We start from the raw sequence: 21277 nt of genomic DNA on the forward strand, positions 1-21277 counted from the left end.
GGGGGGATCTTTTCGTGAAGGGTTCAAGCGTAAATCTACGGCGCAGGCTGTTATGGAGTTTGCTCATTTTGGTATTGTTATTTTCGGCCCTGGTGATCAGGCTTGCTTATGTACAACTCGGGAAAGGCCCGGAATTGTCTGCGAAAGCGGAGGAGTCCTGGCGGCGGAACATTCCGTATTCAGCCAAACGGGGAGAGATTCTGGATCGCAATGGTACCTCTCTTGCCTATAATGTAACTACACCAACGATTATGGCGATACCGGCTCAAGTGAAGGAAGCGGAGACTACAGCGAAGGCATTAGCCCCTTTACTTGGAATGACTGAAGAGAAAGTGCTGGCAACCATCAAGAAAAGAGAACTGATTGTAAGACTACAACCCGGCGGCCGCAAAATTACGATGGAGAAAGCTCAGCGCATTCGTGATTTGAAGCTTCCGGGTATCGTCGTTGCAGAGGATAATAAGCGATTCTATCCTTATGATGATTTGGCCGCTCACATTCTCGGTTTTACGGGTATTGATAACCAGGGATTGACCGGGGTCGAAAAAAGATATGATGAGAAGTTGACCGGTTTAAATGGCAGTGTGTCCTACTTGTCCGATGCGGCCGGAAGGCTTATGCCGGGCTCATCTGAGAAGTATGTGGAACCAAGAGATGGTCTTAACCTGGAGCTGACGATCGACAAATCGATTCAATCCATTATGGAAAGGGAACTGGATCAGGCCATGGTCAAATTCCAGGCGAACTCCGCTCTGGCAATCGCCATGAACCCGAAGACGGGTGAAATCCTCGGCATGGCCAGCAGACCAGGGTATGAACCAGCGGATTACCAGCAGTATCCGTCTGAAATCTATAACCGGAATTTACCGATTTGGATGACATACGAACCGGGTTCAACTTTTAAAATCATTACTTTGGCGGCAGCATTGGAAGAGAAAAAGGTGAATCTGCAGCAGGATCAGTTCTTTGACCCAGGATATGTTGAAGTTGGAGGTGCCCGGCTGCGCTGCTGGAAAAAAGGCGGCCATGGGAGTCAAACCTTCCTGCAAGTCGTGGAAAATTCCTGTAATCCCGGGTTCGTGGCGCTAGGTCAAAAGCTGGGTAAAGAGTCCTTGTTTTCTTACATCAAAGACTTTGGATTCGGAACCAAAACAGGTATTGATCTTAGCGGGGAGGCAAGTGGTATTTTGTTCAAGCTGTCCCGAGTGGGGCCTGTGGAACTTGCGACAACAGCCTTTGGGCAAGGGGTTTCCGTTACACCCATTCAGCAAGTGGCGGCCGTATCGGCTGCCATCAATGGAGGCAAGCTCTACAAACCTTATGTAACCAAAGCGTGGGTTCATCCTGAAACGGGTGAAGTGATGGAAGAAGTCAAGCCGGAACTTGTGCGGCAGGTCATTTCCGAAGACACATCCAAGCAGGTTCGTGAGGCTCTGGAAAGTGTTGTTGCAAAAGGCACAGGAAGACCGGCCTTCATCGACGGATACCGGGTAGGCGGCAAAACAGGTACAGCCCAGAAGGTTATTAACGGACGTTATTCCTCTACCGAGCATATTGTATCCTTTATTGGCTTTGCTCCGGCAGATGATCCACAGATCGTAGTATACACGGCTGTCGATAATCCAAAAGGAATTCAGTTCGGGGGCGTCGTTGCTGCTCCAATTGTACAGAATATTCTTGAAGACTCGCTGCATTATATGAATGTTCCTGTGCGCAAGGACCAGGTTGCGAAAGAATACAAGTATGGAGAGACCAAAATTGTTACGGTTCCCGATCTCACAGGTGCAACGGTAGAAGATCTGTATGAAGATCTCAACATGAACTTTATGCTGGCTAAGTCCGGCAGCGGAAAGTACGTCATTAACCAGGCTCCAAAGCCCGGAGCAAGGGTGGAACAGGGCTCTACCATACGAATCTATATGAGCGATGTGCTGAATGAAGCACACGATCATACAGGGGAAGCAGGACAGGAGCCTTAACCGGCTCCGAGTCCTAGCGCAACAAAATTCAAAAAGTTGCGTTTCATTAAATGGCTATATGGACGATATTAATAAAAAGAAATGCCTTGTGCAGAAGTAAACTTGGAGAAGTGAGGTTATTCATGTGCTTTTAAAACAACTTGCATCGAAGCTGACAACTGCCCGCCTGATTGGCGAGCCTAATACAGAATGCCAAAACTTACAGACAGATTCCCGCCAGGTTCAACCGGGAGATCTGTTTATCTGTCTTCCGGGACATACGGTAGATGGACATGATTATGCGGAAAAAGCTGTGAATGCCGGAGCGGTAGCACTGGTCGTGGAACGACAACTGGAACTACCTGTACCGCAGTTGCTAGTAAAAGACAGTCGTTTTGCAATGGCGGTCCTTTCAGACTCTTTCTTTGACTCACCAAGCCATAAGATGAATATGATTGGTGTAACGGGAACAAACGGCAAGACAACCACCACCTATCTGATTGAAAAGATCATGAGTGATCATGGACAGAAGACAGGTTTGATTGGTACCATTCAAATGCGTTACGACGGCCGGACCTATCCAATGTCGGGAACTACACCAGAAGCACTCGATTTGCAGCGCAGTCTGTATGATATGGTTCAAGCGGGCACGGATTGCTGCGTAATGGAGGTTTCATCACATGCTCTGGAACAGGGACGTGTAAAAGGAACCGATTTCCGTACTGCTGTATTCACCAACTTGACCCAAGATCATTTGGACTATCATAATTCCATGGAAGAGTACCGTGCAGCGAAAGGCCTGTTCTTTGCAAGACTTGGCAACGAGTATACAGAGGATGCGTCCCGTCGCAAATTTGCAATCATTAACGCTGATGATCCATCGGCTGATTATTTCAAATCAGTGACTGCAGCTGAAGTCATTACATATGGCATGGAAGATAACGCTGATGTACGGGCATCCAAAATCTCGATTACATCGCAGGGCACGTCTTTCCATGTGGATACATTCGCAGGCAGTACAGACATTAATTTGCGCATGGTTGGGAAATTCAACGTATACAACGCCATGGCAGCTATCTCTGCTGCACTTGTTGAAGGAGTACCTTTGGAAGAAATTAAACGCAGTCTTGAGACGGTTCCTGGTGTAGATGGACGTGTTGAAGCAGTAGACGAAGGTCAGTCATTTGCAGTTATTGTGGACTATGCACATACACCGGACGGCTTGGAAAACGTATTGCGGACGGTAAAAGAGTTTGCTGAAGGACGCGTTATCTGTGTGTTCGGATGTGGGGGAGACCGGGATCGGACCAAACGTCCATTAATGGGGAAAATTGCAGCGAAGTATAGTGACATTGTTTTTGTAACTTCCGACAATCCACGCACGGAGGATCCGGATCTGATTCTCAAAGATATTGAAGCAGGTCTGGTGGAAGAAGGCGTATCATCTGATCGGTATCTCATGGTCGTCGATCGTCGTCAGGCAATACATGAAGCTATTGAAATGGCAAGCCCAGCCGATGTAGTATTGATTGCGGGCAAGGGTCATGAGACCTATCAAATTATCGGAACAACCAAAACGGATTTCGATGATCGGATCATAGCCAAAGAGGCGATAAGGGGCAAATCCAATTGATAAAAAGAACATTAGGGCAATTGGCCGAAATGTGCGGAGGAACACTAAACGATTCCACTGCTTACGGAGAAATCCACGTTGAAGGTGTATTTACGGATTCACGCAAGCCAGTAGAAGGCAGCTTGTTCATCCCGCTTGTCGGCGAGAGGTTTGACGGACACGAATTTGTGCAAGCCTGTTTAGAAAAGCGAGCCGCAGGGGCGTTATGGCAGAATGACCATGGTGTTCCCCCGCAGGGCGGAGCGGTCATCGTCGTTGAAGATACACTGGCAGCCCTGCAGGGGCTTGCATCTGCTTATCTGGCTGAGAGCCAAACTTCCGTGGTGGGCATTACCGGAAGCAATGGCAAAACAACTACCAAGGACATTGTGGATGCCATATTGTCTACCACCTTCAAGGTGCATAAGACTCAGGGCAACTTCAACAATCATATCGGACTTCCGCTTACAGTGTTAAGCATGGAACAAGATACCGAGATTGTGATTCTGGAAATGGGCATGAGCGGCCGCAGAGAAATCGAGGCATTGTCTTTGATTGCCCAGCCGGATATCGCCATCATTACGAATATTGGTGAATCCCATCTGCTGCAGCTTGGCTCCAGGCTGGAGATTGCCAGAGCAAAAGCCGAAATTGCTGCAGGCATGAAACCAGGTGGCCTGTTGATTTATAACGGAGACGAGCCGTTGATCAAGCGGGTTCTGGCTGAAGCGGAAACGAAGCAGCCCGAGGGACTGAACCGATTTACGTTTGGCCTTCAGACAGACAATGATGATTACCCAACAGGACTCATGAATGCGCAGAACGGCGTTGTTTTCACGACCAAACAGTTGGGGGAGCAAGCACTTACGCTTCCTCTGCTTGGTACACACAATGTAGTCAACTGTCTGGCTGCCCTTGCAGTTGCACGTCACTTTGGTGTGAAAGCCGAACAGATTGCTTCTGGGTTATCGCGATTGAAACTGACTGGCATGCGTATTGAGGTTATTCAAGGAGTCAGCGGACTAACGATGCTTAATGATGCCTACAATGCAAGTCCAACTTCGATGAAAGCAGCTATTGATGTGCTGGAAGGACTCAAGGGATATCGTTCTCGAGTAGCCGTACTTGGAGACATGTTGGAACTTGGACCTCAGGAAGAGGAGCTTCACCGTGGCATTGGAGAGTATATTACACCAGGGAAAATGGATACGGTGCTAACCTATGGACCGTTATCGGCGAACATAGCTGAGGGTGCAAAACTGCACATGCCGGCAGAAGCCGTACATGCATTTGAAAACAAGGAAGAGATGACCCGTTACCTGCTGGAAAAATTGCATCCCAGAGACGTTGTTTTGTTCAAGGCCTCCCGGGGCATGAAGCTGGAGGACGTGGTCGAATCACTAAAAATAGCATCATTACAGAATTGAGTAGACTAGAGGGGTGGACCCATGGATTTTCAGGTATTACTGTTAACAATCGGCGTTTCATTTATTTTGGCGGTGATTGCCGCACCGCTTCTGATTCCATTACTTCGCCGAATGAAATTCGGACAGCAAGTTCGGGAAGACGGGCCGCAGAGCCATCTGAAAAAGAGCGGGACTCCAACGATGGGCGGGGTTGTGATCCTGCTTGCATTTACATTAGCCTTTTTGAAGTTTTCAGCAGTCAAGAATACGGATTTCTATGTCCTGCTCGTAGCTACGCTCGGTTTTGGACTGATCGGCTTCTTGGATGACTATATCAAGATTGTATTCAAACGATCTTTGGGACTGACCGCCAGACAAAAAATGCTGGGGCAGCTGTTTTTCAGTGCCGTAATGTGTTTCTTGCTCATTCAGAATGGGCACAGCACAGCCATCTCCATCCCAGGAACATCCGTCTCCTTCGACTGGACGGGGTGGTTCTATTATCCGTTTGTCGTGTTCATGATGCTCGCGATCACCAATGCCGTTAACTTTACGGATGGACTGGATGGTTTGCTGTCCGGAATCAGCGCTATTGCGTTTGGGGCGTTTGCCATCGTAGCGATGCAGGCAACGTCAATGCCGGCAGCGGTATGTGCAGCAGCCATGATTGGGGCTGTGCTTGGTTTTCTTGTATACAATGCGCACCCGGCCAAAGTGTTTATGGGAGACACAGGCTCGCTAGGTATTGGTGGAGCCATCGGTGCCGTTGCCATTGTTACGAAGACGGAGCTTCTTTTTGTAATCATTGGTGGTGTGTTCGTCATCGAGATTTTATCCGTTATTATTCAAGTGGTATCGTTCAAGACCCGGGGCAAGCGTGTATTCAAAATGAGTCCTATTCACCACCACTTCGAATTAAGCGGATGGTCGGAATGGCGGGTTGTTATTACTTTTTGGGCAGTTGGTGCTATTTTGGCTGCGCTTGGACTTTATCTCAACAAGGGGTTGTAAATCATGAACCATCCTGAATCATATCGCGGTCAACAGGTTGTTGTGCTCGGACTGGCAAAAAGTGGCGTGCAAGTTGCCAAGGTGCTGGATCGTGCGGGAGCGAAAGTCACAGTGAATGATAAAAAAGAGAGGGAACAGTGTCCCGAAGCATCCGAATTGGAGGCTTTGGGAATTTCTGTTGTATGCGGGGGCCATCCCGATGATCTGATTCATGAGGGCGTGAAGCTTGTGGTCAAAAACCCGGGCATTCCTTATCAGGCGCCTCCAGTACAGCAGGCCCTTTCACTCGGAATCGAGGTTGTAACGGAAGTGGAAGTGGCTTACCACCTCTGCGCGGCACCGATGATCGGGATTACGGGTTCCAACGGGAAAACAACGACAACGACATGGGTTGGCAAAATGCTGGAGCATGCAGGCTTGAAGCCGATTGTTGCCGGCAATATTGGTACGCCACTCAGCGAGGCAGCAGAACAAGCTACGGCCGATAACTGGATGGTCGTTGAACTAAGTAGTTTCCAGCTGAAGGGAACGGTTCATTTCCGTCCCCGGATTGCAAGTCTGCTTAACGTTACAGAAACGCATCTGGATTATCACGGAGATATGGATGACTATGTTGCTTCCAAAGCTAAAATCTTTGCCAATCAGCTTCCGGATGATGTAGCTGTACTGAACTGGGATGATCCCGTATGCCGGGAGTTGGTTCCTTATATTAAAAGCAGGCTGCTTCCGTTCTCCATGACAGAGAAGCTGGAAGTGGGTGTATACGCCGATCCTCCTTACGTGGATGGAGAAGAGGACGATGTGAAACGCCAGGTGGTATATGCCGACGGTCAAGGAAACCATCACATCGTTATAGACGTTGAAAACATTGGAATCCCAGGACAATTTAATGTTGGGAATGCCCTGGCTGCGGTAGCCATTGCAGTAGCGGCAGGTGCCGATCCAGCAGTGCTTGATGTACCCCTGTCCGAATTCAAAGCGGTAGAGCACCGTTTGGAGTATGTGCTGGAGCACAATGGCGCCAAGTACTACAACAATTCCAAGGCTACCAATTCGAAGGCAACCGTGATGGCATTGAACTCCTTCAAGGATCCGGTCGTACTGATCGCCGGAGGACTGGATCGGGGTTCAGACATGATGGAGCTGCTCCCCTTGTTCCAGGAACGGGTAAAAGCGGTTGTTGCTCTCGGAGAAACACGGGAGAAAATCGCCAAGGTCGCGGAACTGGCGGGATTAAAGCAAATTAAGGTCGTCGATAATGAGGATGATGCTGCCCAGACGTTAACCGCTGCAGTGCAGGAAGCGTCGCGGCTTGCAGCGCCTGGTGATGTAGTCTTGCTCTCACCGGCGTGTGCAAGTTGGGACATGTTTGCTTCTTATGAGGAGCGGGGACGCATTTTTAAAGAGGCGGCGCATAACTTGTAAGTAGGGGGGTGGAAAAGCCCCTACTTCCATGCAAGGGGTGGCCTCCTGATGAAACAGACGCGACCGGCGCCGGATATCTGGCTCCTGATTTGTATTGTGGCATTGCTTGCCATCGGCATTATTATGGTCTATAGTGCGGGCTCGGTGCTTGCTTTTCATGACTATGGCGATTCATTTTATTTTGTCAAAAGACAGTTGTTATTCGCAGGACTCGGACTGGCTGCCATGTTTGTCACGGCCAATGTGGATTACCGGGTTTGGCGGAAATATGCGAAACCGATATTGATCGCCTGTTTTATTATGCTGATCGCGGTGTTAATTCCCGGGATCGGTGTGGTCCGCGGCGGAGCACGAAGCTGGCTCGGCATTGGATCGTTTGGCATTCAGCCCTCTGAATTCATGAAGCTGGGCATGATTTTGTTTTTGGCACACTGGCTAAGCAGGGAACCTGGGAAAATTAAAACATTCACAACCGGATTGTTGCCCCCGCTTGGATTAATAGGTCTCGCCTTCGGCATTATTATGCTGCAGCCCGATTTGGGGACAGGCACCGTCATGATGGGCGCATCCATGCTGATTATTTTTACGGCAGGCGCGAGAATGAAACATTTGCTGCTGCTTGCTCTCGGCGGAGCTGTGGGATTTGCCGCGTTGATTGCAGCTGCTCCCTACCGACTGAAGCGAATAACGGCTTTTCTAGACCCTTGGTCCGATCCGCTTGGTGCCGGTTATCAAATCATACAATCGTTATACGCAATCGGACCGGGTGGACTGGCAGGTCTGGGCCTTGGGATGAGCCGGCAAAAATACAGCTATGTGCCCGAACCACAAACGGATTTCATTTTTTCCATATTGGCTGAAGAGCTCGGGTTTATTGGAGGACTAATAGTACTTCTATTGTTCCTAGTGCTGGTCTGGAGAGGTATGCGGGTAGCGATGACAGTGCCAGATGCTTTTGGCAGTTTGCTCGGTGTAGGCATTATCGGTATGGTGGCTGTTCAAGTCATTATCAATATTGGCGTAGTCATTGGGCTCATGCCCGTTACCGGAATAACCCTTCCGCTCATCAGTTATGGCGGATCATCTCTGACCTTGATGCTGACAGCACTAGGGATATTGTTAAACTTATCACGTTATGCGAGGTGACTATGCGATGCGAGTCGTACTAAGCGGCGGCGGTACCGGTGGACATATTTATCCGGCCGTTGCTATAGCAAGGCAATGTGAGGCGGAGAATCCCGACTCGACATTTTTATATATTGGAGGAACCCGTGGCCTGGAGAGCAAGTTAGTGCCACAGGAGAACATTCCTTTTCAATCCATTGATATTACAGGATTTCGGCGGAAGTTGTCCGTGGACAATCTGAAGACGGTTATGCGATTTATTCAAGGCGTCCGGAAATCGAAGAAAATGTTGAAGGAATTCAAACCTGATGTGGTCATCGGAACAGGCGGCTATGTATGTGGACCCGTGGTTTATGCAGCTGCCAAACTGGGGATTCCAAGTGTCATTCATGAACAAAATGCGATCCCTGGTTTAACTAACAAGTTCCTTACTCGTTATGTGGATACCGTTGCAGTTAGCTTTGAAGGTTCCGAGAAGGCTTTCTCGGGAGCCAAAAGAGTGGTGTACACGGGTAATCCGAGGGCAACCACGGTTGCCAAGGCCAGCCGTGATCGAGGCTTTGCCACACTGGGCGTGCCAATGGACAGCCGGGTAGTGCTGGTTGTTGGTGGCAGCCGCGGGGCTAAGGCCATCAATAAAGCGATGGTGGACATGGCTCCCATGCTGGAGAAGCTCGACGATGTACACGTGGTTTATGTTACCGGTGAATCCTATTTTGACGAAACACGGGAAGCGATACGCAGTTCACTTGGAACGATGCCAAACCATCTGCATGTGCTTCCTTATGTGCATAATATGCCGGAAGTTCTGGCTTGTACTTCATTGATTGTGAATCGTGCAGGCGCGTCATTCCTCGCCGAAATTACATCGCTCGGCATTCCGTCCATTTTGATACCATCACCTAACGTGACGAACAATCATCAGGAAGCGAATGCACGTACACTGGAAGGTGGCGGAGCTTCTGTCACCATGCTGGAGAAGGATCTGTCGGGAAAAGCGCTATATGAGGCTATTGCCCGTATCATGAATGATGAGGCGGCCCGCAAACGTATGGCCGCAGCTTCCCGGGAACTTGGCAAGCCGGATGCAGCCGAGGTGCTGGTGAAGGAGATTCAAAGGCTTGCTGTACGCAAGTAAAGTGTGTTCTGGGCGATTGTCACAAACAAGGCAGGACTGACATAAGATACCGTATAAATTGTGACAATCGTTCCATGGCGCCGCATCACGGTTTTTGTCGTTTAGCAGGGGATGACTCCTATGGATGCTTGAGCAGCATGATTCATGCGTAACGGCAGGAGCATTACATGCTATCAAAGGTGATTGTGGTTAGTACCAAAAGAAGTGGGCCCTGCGGGCAGAAGTTGTGTACATTTAACGCTGGTGCTTATGGATCGGATGTGTCACGTATATTTCAATCCGCTGAGATTGTGCTGGAGACAGGTGAATGGGTACGTTACAGCAAGGAGGACATGGAATTTGCGTATGGCCACTCTGTGCTGCATTAACGGAGAGGCATTGTGCCAGAAGCTGTATATATTCAGTTAGGCATAACGAGCGCAAAGTCGTTTCGGAAGTGATGGGGCTTGCCAAAAATCACAGACGTTTTGCCACTGCAGATGCGTACGCAGGCAACGTATTCCGAAATCCGCCCAGTGACCGAGCGGCCCGGCTGTTTCAAACAGCAGAGCCAAAGGGTAAACACGGGAGGCCTACAGGTATCCATCTTGCATGCCGATTTAATTGTCAGTCCAGTCAAGCTACAGCAGAGGACGTTATCACCCTTATGCAGCAAATTCAGAGCAACTATATCATCTCAAAACGGTATAACCTGGTACCGGAAGTCTTTCCAGTGGGTGAGCGGTAAACCCCGGAGGTGATACATTGGACAAATTGGTGATTGAAGGCGGGAAACCCCTCTCAGGATCCATACGCATCCATGGAGCAAAAAATGCCGCTTTACCAATCATGGCTGCAAGTTTGTTGGCAGATGGAGAAGTCACGCTGCACAACGTTCCACACTTGCTGGACATTGAAGTAATGCTGTATATCCTGGAACGGCTTGGATGCACGTGTCGGCATGAACAGGGAACAGTGACGATTGATACATCGTCTATCCGGTCATATGATGTGCCTGAGGATCTGATGAAACAGATGCGCTCTTCCATTTTCTTGATGGGGCCATTGCTGGCTAAGTTTGGGCAAGTATCCGTATTCCAGCCAGGTGGTTGTGCCATCGGAGAACGCAAGATTGATCTTCACCTCCGGGGCCTGGAAGCGCTCGGAGCATCAATTGAAGAGCTTGATCAACAGATTATCTGCCGGGGCCGTAAGCTGGTGGGTACGGAAATTCATCTGGATTTTCCAAGTGTGGGTGCCACGGAAAATATCATGATGGCAGCGGTTATGGCTGAGGGCACAACGACGATATTCAATGCAGCCAGAGAACCCGAGATTCAGGACTTGCAGCATTTTCTCAACGCGATGGGTGCAAGTATAATTGGAGCCGGCACCGATACAATTACGATTAACGGTGTAGAGAAACTGAAGCCTTGTTCCTACGAGATCATACCTGATCGGATCGTGGCCGGCACCGTCATGATTGCAGCAGCAGCGACAAGAGGTAATGTTACCCTGACACACTGCAACCCGGCACATCTTACTTCCCTTATACATGTGTTGAAGCGCACTGGTGTTCAAATCACGGTCTGCAATGATATAATGACGGTGAGCTGTATGAGCCGTCCCAAATCCGTGGATCGCATTGTAACGTCACCTTACCCTTCGTTTCCAACTGACCTGCAGTCGCAAATCATGGTCTTGCTCAGTTTGGCTGATGGGTTCAGTGTAATGAAGGAGACGGTATTTGAGGGACGCTTCAAGCACGTGGATGAACTTAACGTCATGGGCGCAGATATTTCGGTTGATCTGAATGCAGCCTTTATCCGAGGAGTCCCGCGTTTGTACGGAGCTACAGTTGAAGCAACCGACCTGCGTGCAGGTGCAGCTCTGGTTATTGCTGGCCTTGCTGCCCAGGGTAAAACGGTTGTTGAGCAAGTGCATCATATTGACAGAGGGTACGACCGCATCGAAAAGTTGTTCCAGAGCCTTGGAGCTTCGGTTGAGCGACAGTCCCCCGTTTCGAAGCAGCTGGATTTTGCCAATTAACGTCCTTTGAGTCCCCTTCTTCGGTAATTGATGTGGGAGGGGACCGAAGGCTTTGTGGAGCGCGACCTATGCCTAAAAGTCAAATTCCGGTTCTGAAGAAGAATCGGCCTAAAGGAAACACAAGCCGTAAAATTGTTCTTATTCTGTTACTTCTTTTTATTGTATTGCTTGCCGTACTGTTCTTCCGCTCTTCCATGAGCCGGATTTCGAGCATTGAGATTACGGGTAATGTATACACGACAACTTCCGAACTGCTGGAGAAAAGTGGTCTGAAGGAAGGCGATCAGTTTTTTGGGACAAGCTCCGCTGAGGTTATTGAGCGTTTGAAGACGTTCAAAGCGGTAGCGAACGTGACAGTGGATAAACAGTTTCCAGGCATCATTCATATTAAGGTTCAGGAGTATCCGACCGTAGCTTACGAACTTGGTGCGGATGGTACACTCCAGGCTATCCTGGCGAGTGGGACAAGCTTGAATGTTCCGGCCAATATCGGAGTTGCTGTGGAGAAGCCTATTCTGACACAGTGGAAAGCAGACGATCCGCTCAAAGAACAATTGAGTGAGACGCTTGCCACGATTCCAAACGAATTGACAACGGATATATCGGAGATTATTCCTAACCCTACGCCTTCGTTCCCGGATCAGATCCGGTTGTATACCAAATCACAGTTTGAAGTGATTACCACGATCTCCAAGCTCCCGGATAAGGTGGAGTACTTGAATCAGGTTATTGAGACGGAGCGGCCAGGGAAAATCACGATGCTTGAGGCAGACACGTACGTGCCTTTTATTGCAGATGACCCTGAAGATGGTGAAGAGCCAGGTGCAACGCCCTGATCCTCTTGCTAATCACGTATGACAGTTAATGAAAAGTCCAAGCAGGGTCGGGGTTTGGCCCTGTTTCATCCGTGAAAGTTGTTCTTTCTGAGACGGAGAAAAAATGATACACTTGAACTTATGGCACATAAGTTGTCTCCTTCTTTTTTCTTCAAGGTTTTATGTCTCGCAACCAGATCTTGGCACCCAAAAAAATTGTAGAAAAAAGAGGGAAAGCCTAACGTGTGTTGAATATGTTTTAAGAGTGTTTAAACCCGAACGTATTTTACTATTGGAGTCAGGAGGTGCCACAGACTTGAGCAACAATGACATCATTGTTAGTTTGGACATCGGTACATCCAAAATTCGCGCTATTATTGGGGAAATTAATAATGGAACCTTTAATATTATTGGAGTTGGATCTGCCGACTCGGAGGGAATTCGCAAAGGTGTAATCGTAGATATCGATCAGACGGTGCAGTCGATCCGCAATGCAGTGGATCATGCAGAACGTATGGTAGGTATTCAAATATCCGAAGTATATGTTGGAATCTCAGGAAATCATATCGGACTGATGAGCAGTCACGGCGTCGTGGCAGTGTCTAACGAGGATCGTGAAATCGGAGAAGAAGACATGGAACGGGTGTTGAAAGCAGCCGAGGTGATTGCGGTTCCGCCGGAACGGGAAATTATTGATGTTGTCGCCAAGCAGTACGTTGTAGACGGCTTGGAGGGCATACAGGATCCCCGTGGTATGATTGGAGTTCGACTGGAAGTTGAGGCAACAATCATAACGGGTGCAAAAACCGCGATACATAATCTTTTGCGCTGCGTGGAAAAAGCGGGTCTGAAGGTAAGCGATCTGGTGCTCATGTCACTTGGAGCAGGTCAGCTTGCTTTATCTAAAGACGAAAAAACGATGGGATCTGTTCTTGTTGATATTGGAGCAGGTGCAACAACCATCGCTGTCTTTGAAGAAGACAGTCTCGTTGCAACGTCAACCCTGCCGATCGGTGGAGAATTTGTTACCAACGATATTGCGTATGGATTGCGTACCTTAACAGATCAAGCCGAAAAGGTGAAGCTGAAATATGGCTGCGCATGGCTTGATGATGCTGCGGCTGACGTCATGTTCAAAGTCACGCGAATCGGCAGCAATGTGGACAAGGAATTCTCGCAGGAGGATCTTGCTGCTATTATCGAGCCGCGTGTTCAGGAAATATTCCAGATGATTTCCCAAGAAGTGAAGCGCCTCGGTTACACGGAGCTTCCCGGAGGTTATATACTAACGGGAGGGACTGTCTCGATGCCAGGTGTTCTGCAAGTAGCTCAGCATGAGCTTGCTGCATCGGTACGAATTGCAGTTCCGGATTACATCGGTGTTCGCGACCCGGGCTACACAAGCGGGGTCGGCATTTTACACAGCGTAATTCGTAGTTTGCGCATTCGTCCATCGGTCAGCAGCGGCGGTGGCAACAATAATAATAACAACAACAAGAAACCGACCAACCGTGTTAAGCCGAGTGCGTCTCCGGAATCGGAGCAAAAACCGGGTTTGTTCGAACGGCTGAAAAATATGTTCAGCGAATTTATATAACAGGTTGAATCTATTTCATACTTCTAGAAGCCGTCTGAATGCGCTGGTATTAATATATACGCTTTCGATCGTCGATATATGAAATTGATTCGGTTCAATCAAAAATTGGACGGGCCATCCATGCACATTGAGGGGGAGATGGAATAATATGTTGGAATTTGATTTCGAGATGGAGAGCTTGGCTCAAATAAAAGTCATCGGTGTAGGCGGCGGCGGAAGCAATGCAGTCAACCGTATGATCGAAAATGGTGTACAAGGTGTAGAATTTATAACGGTGAACACGGATGCTCAAGCATTGCATCTGGCGAAATCCGAACATAAATTGCAAATCGGTGATAAACTGACCCGTGGTCTTGGCGCAGGTGCCAACCCGGATGTAGGTAAGAAAGCTGCGGAAGAATCCCGCGATTTGATCATGAACACATTGAAAGGTGCGGACATGGTATTTGTCACAGCCGGTATGGGCGGTGGTACAGGTACTGGTGCAGCTCCAGTCATTGCTGAGATTGCCAAAGAGTGCGGAGCTCTTACCGTAGGTGTGGTTACACGTCCATTCACTTTCGAAGGACGCAAACGTTCCAGCCATGCAGAGCAAGGGATTGAAGCTCTCAAGGAAAAAGTGGATACGCTGATTGTCATTCCAAATGACCGCTTGCTTGAAATCGTAGATAAAAAGACACCGATGCTTGAAGCATTCCGTCAAGCAGATAACGTATTGCGTCAAGCGGTACAAGGCATCTCCGACCTGATTGCTGTACCGGGTCTGATCAACCTTGACTTTGCAGACGTAAAAACCATTATGACTGAACGCGGATCCGCTTTGATGGGAATCGGAGAAGCAACAGGCGAAAATCGTGCGGCTGAGGCAGCTCGCAAAGCGATTATGAGCCCATTGCTGGAAACGTCCATTGAAGGTGCGCGCGGGGTAATCATGAACATCACAGGTGGCATCAACCTGTCACTTTATGAAGTGAATGAAGCAGCCGAGATCGTTACATCGGCATCCGATCCCGAAGTGAACATGATCTTCGGTGCCATCATTGATGAAAATCTGAAAGAAGAGATCAAGGTTACGGTTATTGCTACTGGTTTTGAAGACAAGCCTGTCTCACCACCACCAGGACGCAAACCGCAACCAACGAGTGAGCCTGCTGAGAATCGCTCGCCTAATCTTCGCCCGTTCGGGAACCAGCCGAGCAGTGATCAGCTGGATATTCCGACATTTTTGCGCAATCGCTCGCGTAATAACAACAACGACTAAGCAGCACTCATATTTAATTTCAAACCCGGTTCTCCTTATGGAGAAACCGGGTTTTTCTGTTTTTTTATCTACAGCATATCAAACAGAAATGAACAAATTCTGAACAAAGGGCACGAGGAATTACGACAAAAAAAGTTGAGATGACACCCCCATGATTAGACAGACTTTGAACAGGAAGCTCCTTATACTTGTGTGTATGCTCATAGAATATCGGAACAACGCTATACCGATATTTGGTACGAGGCAGGTGAAGAGTTGGTCGTTTATGTTGATCTTATTTTTTTGACAAACCTGTGTATTGACGGTGCACTCATCGGACTCACAGCCTGGATGCGTAAAACGAAGCTGGTCTGGTGGAGATGGTTGCTGTCTTCCATTGTGGGCGCCCTCTATGTCGTCATGATGTTTGTGCCGGAGTTTGATTTCATGTTTACCTTTTTGATCAAGTTTGGTTTGTCACTCGTGATGCTGTTTATCGCATTTGGTTTTAAGGGCCTCCAGGTGTTCATGAGGAATTTGGGTACCTTCTACGTCATTAACTTCGTCGCTGCCGGAGGCATTTTAGGTATACACTACATGCTTCAGAGTTCGGGCGAGCTGTTTAACGGAATTTGGTATACGGCCTCGGGCGGAATGTCTTTTGATCTGAAGATCGCCTTCTGGTTTACTTTTATCGTATTCTTTGCAGTGCTGTTTTTATTCAAAGCTGTGCAAAGTTCCAAGCGAAAATCAGACCGTATGACAACCTATCTGGGACAAGTGCAGGTTTATATCGATGATGTAAATATTTCTTGTACAGGCCTTGTCGATACCGGTAATCAACTTACGGACCCTCTTTCCCGTCTGCCAGTTATGGTGATGGAGGTTTCACTGTGGCAAGACATGCTGCCAGCTTCCTGGAAAGGCCGGTTGAAGGAAGAAGCACCGGACAACCTCATTATGGAGCTGGACCAAGAGGATTTTCGCTGGCAGGGTCGACTAAGACTGGTACCCTATCGTGGTATCAATAAGGGGACGGCATTTATGCTGGCAATCAAGCCTGATCTGGTGAGAGTGACATTGGATCAAATGAGTTACGAGACAACCAAAGTACTAATCGGGCTGGATGGCGGAGTGTTGTCGTCAGAAGGAAAGTACCGCGCGGTCATTCACCCTGAGCTTGTGCAAGACGCTGCCTCTGCGCAGTCTACGGCTCTCTCTGCGGGAGCAACAGAAAAGCCGCTGAATGTGGTATAGGAGGAACGTACATGCTTGTGAAATGGAAACTGGTGGCGCAGCTGCAGTATTACCGTCTGTTATTTCTGCTTGGTTTGAAGAGTGAGGAGATCTATTATATTGGAGGCAGTGAAGCCCTGCCGCCTCCACTTACGCGGGAAGAAGAGGAATTTTTGCTGCAAAAGCTCTCTTCAGGGGATGCTGCGATTCGCGCCATGCTGATTGAACGAAACCTTCGCCTGGTAGTATACATCGCTCGCAAATTCGAAAACACAGGCATTAACATTGAGGATCTGGTTTCCATTGGAGCCATCGGGCTCATCAAAGCTGTCAATACGTTTGACCCGGAAAAGAAAATCAAGCTGGCAACATATGCCTCGCGATGCATTGAAAATGAAATATTGATGTACTTGCGGCGTAATAGCAAAATTCGGACAGAAGTTTCTTTTGATGAACCACTCAACATTGATTGGGATGGAAATGAGCTATTATTATCGGATGTTCTGGGTACCGAGAACGATACAATCTATCGGAATATTGAAGAACAGGTAGATCGGAAGCTTCTGCACAAGGCCTTGGAAAAATTGACCGAACGTGAGCGGATGATTATGGAGCTTCGCTTTGGCCTGACGGACGGGGAGGAAAAGACACAAAAAGATGTGGCAGATTTGCTTGGAATCTCCCAATCCTACATCTCTCGTCTGGAAAAAAGAATCATTAAAAGACTCCGCAAGGAGTTTAATAAAATGGTCTGATCGCGTGCTTTTTATATAATGGGTATTAATGGCAAGGATGCCAGGGACGAATAAAAAAGCCTGCCCCGGAGATAATGTACATTAATGTTTCTCCTTGGGAGGTAAATCACGATGACCCGAAACAAAGTCGAGATTTGTGGCGTGGACACCGCAAAATTGCCTGTCCTCACCAACACAGAAATGCGGGAATTGTTTCATTCCCTACAGCAGCACCATGATCGCTCAGCAAGAGAGAAATTAGTGAATGGCAACCTGCGGCTTGTACTCAGTGTCATTCAGCGCTTTAACAATCGGGGGGAGTTTGTCGATGATCTGTTCCAGGTTGGTTGTATCGGCCTGATGAAAGCCATTGATAATTTTGATTTATCCCAGAATGTCAAATTTTCAACGTACGCAGTACCGATGATTATCGGTGAGATCCGTCGTTATCTGCGTGACAATAACCCGATCCGGGTATCCCGATCATTACGGGACATCGCATATAAGGCGCTTCAGGTTCGTGACAGCCTGACCAACAAAAATTCTCGTGAACCGACCATATTCGAAATTTCCGAAGCATTGAACGTGCCCAAGGAAGATGTTGTTTTTGCACTGGATGCCATTCAAGATCCGGTATCACTTTTTGAACCCATCTATCATGACGGTGGAGATCCAATCTATGTGATGGATCAGATCAGTGATGACAAAAACAAGGATGTGTCGTGGATTGAGGAAATTGCACTGCGCGAGGCTATGCATCGTCTCGGACAGCGTGAGAAAATGATTCTGTCCATGCGATTTTTTGAAGGCAAAACACAGATGGAAGTTGCCGACGAAATTGGAATTTCCCAAGCTCAGGTATCCCGTCTGGAAAAATCGGCTATACAGCAGATGCAGAAACATGTGAAGACGTAACATCACTTCATTCACAAGGACGATCTAACGGTTGAATCCGTTGGTCGTCTTTTTCTATTTTTAAGACATACGATTAGGTCTGGAGAGAACTGCGATCGAATGAGCAGCTTTTAACGAGAACGCCCAGTTTCGAATTAAGCTGTACTAATTTCAGGGATACCCCGAAAAACAGGACATTTTTCGCCTATAAAACATATATTGTATAGAAGCGTTGAACGGTATAAGCGGACTAGGCGGGGGGCGAGCGACAGATGAAAGTAAGCGCAAGTGAGTCGGCACAAAGAGGGATGAAGATCTCGGATTTTCAGACAAAGGATGTCATTAACATTACGGATGGTAAACGTTTGGGGCAGATTAGTGATCTGGAACTGGATCTAAAGCAGGGACGAATCGAAGCCATCGTGGTACCCGGATACAGCCGGTTCATGGGGTTGTTCGGGGGCGGAACGGATCTGGTTATTCCCTGGAGGAACATTGTTAAGATCGGTTCCGACGTTATTTTGGTTAAACTGGATGAAGTCAGGGAAACGAGCTATGATGAGCGAGATCGCGAAGCAAAAATGTACGATGAACAGCAAAGCAGCCGTGTGGAGCGGGTTGAACGCCTTGAACGATTGGACCGAAGCCAGCGTCGAACGATATAATCAAGACAGAACGTGGCTCATTTGGTACACTGGAAGCTGTGAGGTGATAAGATGGAACCCTTTGTTCTGAATAAACAACTTTTTGAACGGACTGAAGATCAAGTGGTGAATGGAAGCCCAGATCCGTTGTTATTATATGTGGAGCCGTGGAGAGAACAGTTCAGCCGAATGACGGCAGGATTTACGACAAGGCAGGGCGGGGTGGGCAGTAAACCGTATGCCACCCTAAACTGCGCTTATCATGTTGGCGATGATCCTGCAGACGTTTTGGCAAATCGTCGTCTTGTGGCCGAAAAGCTTGGCTTCTCCGTGGGAGCCTGGACGTGTGGTGAACAGGTCCATGGCAAACATGTAGCTGTTATACAAGCTGAGGATCGAGGCAGAGGTCTGATGGATCGGCAGTCAGCGCTGCAGGACACGGATGGCTTGGTCACCAATGTACCTGGTGTGCTGCTTGCTTCCTTTTATGCGGATTGTGTTCCACTATATTTCTACGACCCGGTGCAACAAGCTGTGGGGCTTGCTCATGCGGGGTGGAAAGGAACCGTTGCCGGCATTGCCCAGTCGATGGTTGAAACAATGGAACGGGAATATGGAAGCCGGCGGCAGGATATCCGGACAGCAATAGGCCCTTCCATCGGGGATTGCTGTTATGAAGTGGATGAGGCAGTTATGCAGCATGTGCGGGTTTGGTTTGAATCTACGCCGGGTAATGATGAATACAACAACTCTGTGCAGGGCCGAGCGTATCATTCGTCTGGAAACGGAAAGACGATGTTAAACTTGAAAGAATGTAATCGACACATTATGATGAAAGCAGGAATATTGCCGGATCATATCGAATGTACAACGTGGTGTACAAGCTGCCACCCGGAACTGTTTTTCTCGTATCGCAAGGAAAATGGAACGACCGGAAGAATGGCGAGCTGGATTGGGCTGGAAGAGAGGTGACCCTCTGTGTCATTGGAGGAGCGAATTCAACAGGTAAATCAGAAGATCGAAGCTGCATGCCAGCGCAGTGGCCGTCGGCGTGAAGACGTAAATGTGATTGCGGTCACGAAGTACGTCTCCCTTGAAACGACAGGCGCTGTGCTGGAAAGTGGCCTTGAGCATATTGGAGAAAACCGCTGGCAGGATGCACAAGCCAAGTGGGAAGCATTTGGTCAGCAAGGAACATGGCATTTTATCGGTCACTTGCAGACCAACAAAGTGAAAGACGTCATTGGCAAATTCCGCTACATACATTCACTGGATCGTTTGTCTCTGGCCAAGGAGCTGGACAAAAAGGCAGCTGCTCTGGGGACACAAGTGGAAACATTTTTGCAGGTGAATATTTCAGGTGAAGAGAGCAAATATGGATTGCAGCCCGAACAGGCGAGTTCATTTTTGCGTGAGATCAGCAGCTTCAGCAACCTGAAGGTCGTCGGTCTGATGACCATGGCTCCCCATGAGGAGGATCCGGAGCTTACGCGTCCCGTATTTCGTGGACTGCGTGAGCTGAGAGACCATTTGAATGGACAAGCTCTGACATCGGAACCATTGACTCAGCTATCGATGGGAATGTCCAATGATTTTGAAGTGGCGATTGAAGAAGGGGCAACATGGGTACGGCTGGGATCAATTCTCGTAGGAAAAGAGGAGGGTTCACGATGGGCGTAATGAATAAGTTCATGAATTTCCTTGGTCTTCAAGAAGAGGAAGAAATTGTGGAACGCGAACGTTTGGCAGCACAAGAGGAGGCCGAAACTGAACAACAGGAAGCTGAAACCTCCAGTCTAGATAAACGTAGAAACCAAAGGGGGAATAATGTTGTGAGCATTCATTCCCAGAAAAATGTTAAAGTTGTCCTTTATGAACCGCGTTCCTATGACGAAGCTCAAGAAATTGCCGACCACCTTCGTTCACATCGTACAGTTGTTGTGAACCTGCAGCGGGTGCGCCAAGATCAGGCACTGCGCGTCATTGATTTTTTGAGTGGTACAGTCTACGCACTGGGCGGGGGAATTTCTAAAATTGGCGGCAACATTTTTCTCTGTACGCCGGATACCGTTGAAATTCAAGGAGCAATTACGGAAATACTGGCTGACAGCGAGCAAGATTACAACAGAATGAGGTGAGCCGCTTTTGTATCAACTTCAAGTCGTAGTGTTTTACCTGTTTGAGATTTATTTCTACATGATTATTGGATATGTATTGATGTCGTGGCTTCCGAACGCGCGGGAGAGCGTCATTGGTGAGTGGCTTGCCAAATTGGTAGAACCCTATCTGAGTCCTTTCAGACGTTTCATTCCGCCTTTGTTCGGCATGCTGGACATCTCACCAATTGTTGCGTTAATTACTCTTCAACTGGCGAGATCAGGTTTGCTCTCGATCATCAGCTACTTCTGATAGGG

General features: G+C 48.3%; 21 protein-coding genes. All 21 read left to right on the forward strand.

Annotation, left to right across the window (positions count from 1 at the left end; genetic code table 11):
• Positions 1 to 14 precede the first annotated feature (14 nt).
• The 21 genes from MH144_RS11535 (at position 15) to MH144_RS11635 (ending at position 21272) form a co-directional block, all read left to right on the forward strand.
• Positions 15 to 1979: a stage V sporulation protein D gene (locus tag MH144_RS11535; RefSeq protein WP_239299914.1), complete on the forward strand. Its 1965-nt coding sequence runs from the start codon at positions 15 to 17 to the stop codon at positions 1977 to 1979.
• A gap of 124 nt (positions 1980 to 2103) precedes the next feature.
• A complete protein-coding gene (locus MH144_RS11540; RefSeq protein WP_239299916.1) occupies positions 2104 to 3591 on the forward strand; it encodes a UDP-N-acetylmuramoyl-L-alanyl-D-glutamate--2,6-diaminopimelate ligase in 1488 nt (495 codons plus the stop codon).
• Complete coding sequence (locus MH144_RS11545; RefSeq protein WP_343226057.1) at positions 3591 to 4997, forward strand: UDP-N-acetylmuramoyl-tripeptide--D-alanyl-D-alanine ligase; 1407 nt, start codon at positions 3591 to 3593, stop codon at positions 4995 to 4997. The genes MH144_RS11540 and MH144_RS11545 overlap by 1 nt, the downstream gene beginning before the upstream one ends.
• A 21-nt stretch (positions 4998 to 5018) precedes the next feature.
• Positions 5019 to 5987 (forward strand): phospho-N-acetylmuramoyl-pentapeptide-transferase, encoded by a 969-nt coding sequence (mraY, locus tag MH144_RS11550; protein ID WP_095289967.1) that lies wholly within the window; start codon positions 5019 to 5021, stop codon positions 5985 to 5987.
• A 3-nt stretch (positions 5988 to 5990) separates the two neighbouring features.
• Entirely contained in the window at positions 5991 to 7412 is a 1422-nt protein-coding gene (gene murD / locus MH144_RS11555; protein ID WP_239299920.1) for a UDP-N-acetylmuramoyl-L-alanine--D-glutamate ligase, read from the forward strand.
• A 48-nt stretch (positions 7413 to 7460) separates the two neighbouring features.
• Positions 7461 to 8558, forward strand: coding sequence for a stage V sporulation protein E (spoVE, locus tag MH144_RS11560; RefSeq protein WP_239299922.1), 1098 nt, complete (start codon positions 7461 to 7463; stop codon positions 8556 to 8558).
• 7 nt (positions 8559 to 8565) lie between these two features.
• Entirely contained in the window at positions 8566 to 9675 is a 1110-nt protein-coding gene (gene murG, locus MH144_RS11565; RefSeq protein ID WP_239299924.1) for an undecaprenyldiphospho-muramoylpentapeptide beta-N-acetylglucosaminyltransferase, read from the forward strand.
• Positions 9676 to 9842: 167 nt separating this feature from the next.
• Positions 9843 to 10043, forward strand: coding sequence for a hypothetical protein (locus tag MH144_RS11570; protein ID WP_239299926.1), 201 nt, complete (start codon positions 9843 to 9845; stop codon positions 10041 to 10043).
• On the forward strand, positions 9983 to 10402 hold the full coding sequence (locus MH144_RS11575) for a hypothetical protein (RefSeq protein WP_239299928.1): 420 nt from the start codon (positions 9983 to 9985) through the stop codon (positions 10400 to 10402). Before MH144_RS11570 ends, MH144_RS11575 begins: the two co-directional genes overlap by 61 nt.
• A 17-nt stretch (positions 10403 to 10419) precedes the next feature.
• The gene (gene murA, locus MH144_RS11580) at positions 10420 to 11703 is read left to right on the forward strand and encodes a UDP-N-acetylglucosamine 1-carboxyvinyltransferase (RefSeq protein WP_239299930.1); all 1284 of its coding nucleotides are present in this window, start codon (positions 10420 to 10422) and stop codon (positions 11701 to 11703) included.
• A gap of 68 nt (positions 11704 to 11771) precedes the next feature.
• Positions 11772 to 12539, forward strand: coding sequence for a cell division protein FtsQ/DivIB (locus MH144_RS11585; protein ID WP_239299932.1), 768 nt, complete (start codon positions 11772 to 11774; stop codon positions 12537 to 12539).
• Between the two features lie 295 nt (positions 12540 to 12834).
• Positions 12835 to 14115: a cell division protein FtsA gene (gene ftsA, locus MH144_RS11590; RefSeq protein WP_095359453.1), complete on the forward strand. Its 1281-nt coding sequence runs from the start codon at positions 12835 to 12837 to the stop codon at positions 14113 to 14115.
• Positions 14116 to 14263: 148 nt separating this feature from the next.
• Positions 14264 to 15376, forward strand: a complete 1113-nt coding sequence (ftsZ, locus tag MH144_RS11595; protein ID WP_239299934.1) for a cell division protein FtsZ — start codon at positions 14264 to 14266, stop codon at positions 15374 to 15376.
• A 255-nt stretch (positions 15377 to 15631) separates the two neighbouring features.
• A complete protein-coding gene (gene spoIIGA, locus MH144_RS11600; protein WP_239300624.1) occupies positions 15632 to 16612 on the forward strand; it encodes a sigma-E processing peptidase SpoIIGA in 981 nt (326 codons plus the stop codon).
• 11 nt (positions 16613 to 16623) lie between these two features.
• The gene (gene sigE, locus MH144_RS11605; RefSeq protein ID WP_095289983.1) at positions 16624 to 17346 is read left to right on the forward strand and encodes an RNA polymerase sporulation sigma factor SigE; all 723 of its coding nucleotides are present in this window, start codon (positions 16624 to 16626) and stop codon (positions 17344 to 17346) included.
• A 111-nt stretch (positions 17347 to 17457) separates the two neighbouring features.
• On the forward strand, positions 17458 to 18240 hold the full coding sequence (sigG, locus tag MH144_RS11610; protein ID WP_095289985.1) for an RNA polymerase sporulation sigma factor SigG: 783 nt from the start codon (positions 17458 to 17460) through the stop codon (positions 18238 to 18240).
• A gap of 251 nt (positions 18241 to 18491) precedes the next feature.
• Positions 18492 to 18884 carry a YlmC/YmxH family sporulation protein gene (locus MH144_RS11615; protein WP_239299936.1) on the forward strand — a complete coding sequence of 131 codons (393 nt, stop codon included), beginning with the start codon at positions 18492 to 18494 and terminating at the stop codon, positions 18882 to 18884.
• A 51-nt stretch (positions 18885 to 18935) separates the two neighbouring features.
• Positions 18936 to 19835, forward strand: coding sequence for a peptidoglycan editing factor PgeF (pgeF, locus tag MH144_RS11620; RefSeq protein WP_239299938.1), 900 nt, complete (start codon positions 18936 to 18938; stop codon positions 19833 to 19835).
• Positions 19836 to 19841: 6 nt separating this feature from the next.
• Positions 19842 to 20543: a YggS family pyridoxal phosphate-dependent enzyme gene (locus tag MH144_RS11625; RefSeq protein WP_239299940.1), complete on the forward strand. Its 702-nt coding sequence runs from the start codon at positions 19842 to 19844 to the stop codon at positions 20541 to 20543.
• Positions 20534 to 21001, forward strand: coding sequence for a cell division protein SepF (locus tag MH144_RS11630; RefSeq protein WP_239299942.1), 468 nt, complete (start codon positions 20534 to 20536; stop codon positions 20999 to 21001). The genes MH144_RS11625 and MH144_RS11630 overlap by 10 nt, the downstream gene beginning before the upstream one ends.
• A gap of 7 nt (positions 21002 to 21008) precedes the next feature.
• Positions 21009 to 21272 (forward strand): YggT family protein, encoded by a 264-nt coding sequence (locus tag MH144_RS11635; RefSeq protein ID WP_227779725.1) that lies wholly within the window; start codon positions 21009 to 21011, stop codon positions 21270 to 21272.
• Positions 21273 to 21277 lie beyond the last annotated feature (5 nt).

The sequence above is a fragment of the Paenibacillus sp. ACRRY genome (assembly GCF_022346995.1).
Classification (GTDB): domain Bacteria; phylum Bacillota; class Bacilli; order Paenibacillales; family Paenibacillaceae; genus Paenibacillus.